General features: G+C 72.3%; 1 protein-coding gene. It reads right to left on the bottom strand.

Annotated elements, in window-relative coordinates; translation table 11 throughout:
* Positions 1 to 102: 102 nt before the first annotated feature.
* On the bottom strand, positions 103 to 2,697 hold the full coding sequence (locus DQW06_RS26200) for a glycoside hydrolase family 9 protein (RefSeq protein ID WP_117199501.1): 2,595 nt from the start codon (positions 2,695 to 2,697) through the stop codon (positions 103 to 105).
* Between the last annotated feature and the right edge of the window lie 213 nt (positions 2,698 to 2,910).

Here is a 2,910-nt window from a genome sequence, read left to right as displayed (position 1 = left end):
CCCCGGACATACGGACGGGGCCCCACGCTCTCCTGAGGGGCCCCGTCCTCCAAGGGGGTCCTACGGCGTGGGCGGGCGCGCCGTCGTCGCCCCGCCCACGGGTCAGCTACAGACCGAACCGTTGAGGGCGAACCTCGCGGGCACGGCGTTCGCCCCGGACGCCAGGGTGCCGATGAAGCCGAACGTCACCTCGTCGCCGGGCTCGATGGTCCCGTTCCAGTCCGCGTTCACGGCGGTCACCGCGTGCCCGGCCTGCTCCAGCGCGCTGCTCCAGTGGCGCTCCACGGTCTGGCCGCCGGGGAAGGACCACACCAGCTTCCAGCCGTTCACGGGCTCGTCACCCGTGTTGCGGACGGTCACCTGGGTGTTGAAGCGGTCGTGCCACTCGCCGTGGACCACGTAGTCCACCTCGCAGGAGGAGCCGGCGGGCAGGGAGGCGTCGCCCTGGTCGGCGACGAACCCGGACACCCAGGCCAGCGTGGAGTTCCAGTTGATGGTCAGCTCGTTGGTCGCCCACGAGTCGATGTGGTCGATGTAGCAGAACTGGGGGGCGCACCCGTCCAGGTTGGACTGGGCGACCGGGTCCCAGGTGCCGGTGTCGGAGTTGGGCCCGCCGGACAGGGTGCCCTCGGGCGGGTTGGGCAGGCGCGGGTCGAGCTGGTGGGCGTACCAGCGGCTGTGCTGGTTGACCGCGTCGTTCTCGCCGTACCCGGTCACGTACGACTGGTTGAGGGCGTTGCGTCCCAGGATGTAGTCCATGCCCTCCAGGACCGCGTCGCGGAAGCGCGTGTCGCCGCCGATGTCGTAGGCGCTGGCCATCACCACCATGTTGTTGAGCACGAGGTTGTTGGAGCCCCAGGCGAAGACCCCGCCCTCGGGGTCGTAGGCCAGCCCGTAGGGGTGCTCCGAGACGTCGGCCAGGTACTGCTCGGCCCCCTCCACGACGGAGGCGCGGACCTCGTCGCGCCCGTCGAGCCCGCTCGGCACGGTGGCGAGCTGGAGGCGGCCCAGGGGGGCGGTCCAGCGCCAGTCGAACCCGGCGGAGGTGAACACGTCGGCGGTGTGCAGCTCGGACGAGACCACCGCCTCCTCGTAGTCCCCGTGCCCGGTGGCCAGGTACAGCTCCGCGGCGGCCCAGTAGAACTCGTCGGCCACGTTGTCGTCGTCGTAGGCGCCGCCGCCCTCGCCGCCGACGGTCGCGTAGCGCTCGGGTTCGGCCACCGCGGCGTCCCAGGCGGTCTCGGCCGCCTCCAGGCAGGTCGAGGCGAAGTCGGCGTCGTAGGGGGCGAACACGCGGGAGCACTGGGCGGCGGTCGCGGCCAGGTTCAGCGTGGCCGCCGTCGACGGCGGGTGCAGGTAGCGGGGCTGGGGGTCCTCGGAGGGCAGCAGGGGCAGGCCGGTCCAGCGCTCGTCGTGGACCTTGTGGTGGGCCATCCCCGCGAGCTCCTCGCCCTCGGGGACCCGCATGGACAGCAGGAACTCCATCTCCCAGCGGGCCTCGTCCAGGACGTCCGGCACGCCGTTGTCCCGCTCGGGGACGGACAGGGTGGAGTCGGCGACCCGGGCGGGGTCGCCGGTGGGCGCGGTGTGCGCGCGCTCGTAGACGCTCATCAGCTGGTGGACGGAGATGCCGCCGTTCACCACGTACTTGCCGTGGTCGCCCGCGTCGTACCAGCCGCCGGACACGTCGAGCGAGTAGTCGCACGGGGCTGAGGGGTGGCAGGTGACGTCGGTGTCGCCCTGGTTGGGCTCCACGCCCGCGTGCCCGGCCTCGCGCCCGTACCCGGGGGCGAGTTCGTCGAGGATCTCGATACCGCTGCGCTGGGTGTAGTAGAAGTCCAGGGCGTCCGTGGCCAGGGCGGCGTAGGGGTCGGCGGTGATGCCGAAGGGGTGGCTGGTCTCGCCGTCGGCGGTCAGGGTGTAGCCCTCGCCCGTCCCGGTGAAGCCGCTGAAGTCGACGGTGTGCACGTTCTGCCCGGAGGACTCGTCCAGGCCGTACGGCACGGTGTCGCCCTCGGCCACGACCGCGCCCCCGGCGTCGGCCAGCCGCCAGGGCAGGGCCTCCTCGGCGTCGGTGACCACGGTGGCGTTCTTGGGGCCCTGCGGGAGGTAGCCGACCTGGTTGACGCGGACGCGCGGGCCGGTGTCGGGTTCGTAGACCGGTGGTTCGGCGCCGCCGAGCAGCGACACGTCGTCCAGGCAGAACGTCCAGTCCTCCTCGGCCCCGCCGATCTGGAAGGCGAGCTGGGCGTCGGCCATCTCGGCCGACGCGGTGAAGACGTACTCGTAGCCGGTCGCCGTCGGCGTGAGCACGGGGCGCTCGTCCAGTTCGGTGCGCCAGGGGTCGACGGGCTCCTGGACCAGCGCGCGGACGGGCAGGCCGTCGGCGCCGGAGGCGGTGAACGTGAGGGAGTAGGACTCCCCCGCCACGAGGGGGATGTCGTTCTGGCCGACGATCTGGTCCCACGGGTCGCTGGTGCCGCCGGGGACCGCGACGCACAGGGCTCCGTCCTCGCTGACGGCGAGGTCGATCCCCTCGGTCGCCCACCAGCCGGTGGTGCCGTCGGAGAAGTCGCCGTTGGTGATCTGCTCGACCGGTTCGTCGTCGGCCTGGGCGGGGGAGGCGACGAGGAGGCTCGTGCCGAGTGCGGCTGCGGCGCCGAGCGCCGCCGCGCGGTTTCTTCGTGCCGGACTCAACGGGGGGTCCTTCCGCTGGGGGGGTAAGCGGCCGGAAGCACTGGGAGCGCTCCCAATAGTATGACCATTGTTGTGTCGTGTATCACAGCTGTCAATGGGGGCAAACGCACGAACCAGCGGACGGCGCAGGAGGTGCAAGCAGCCCGGAGTGAAACCGGTGAACAGCGGCGCGGGGTGAACGCGGGCGGGCCCGGCTCCCCCGGGGGCCGGGCC

This window comes from Nocardiopsis sp. TNDT3, assembly GCF_003427465.1.
GTDB classification, from domain to species: Bacteria; Actinomycetota; Actinomycetes; order Streptosporangiales; family Streptosporangiaceae; genus Nocardiopsis; species Nocardiopsis dassonvillei.
This window is presented reverse-complemented; position numbering and strand designations above follow the sequence as displayed.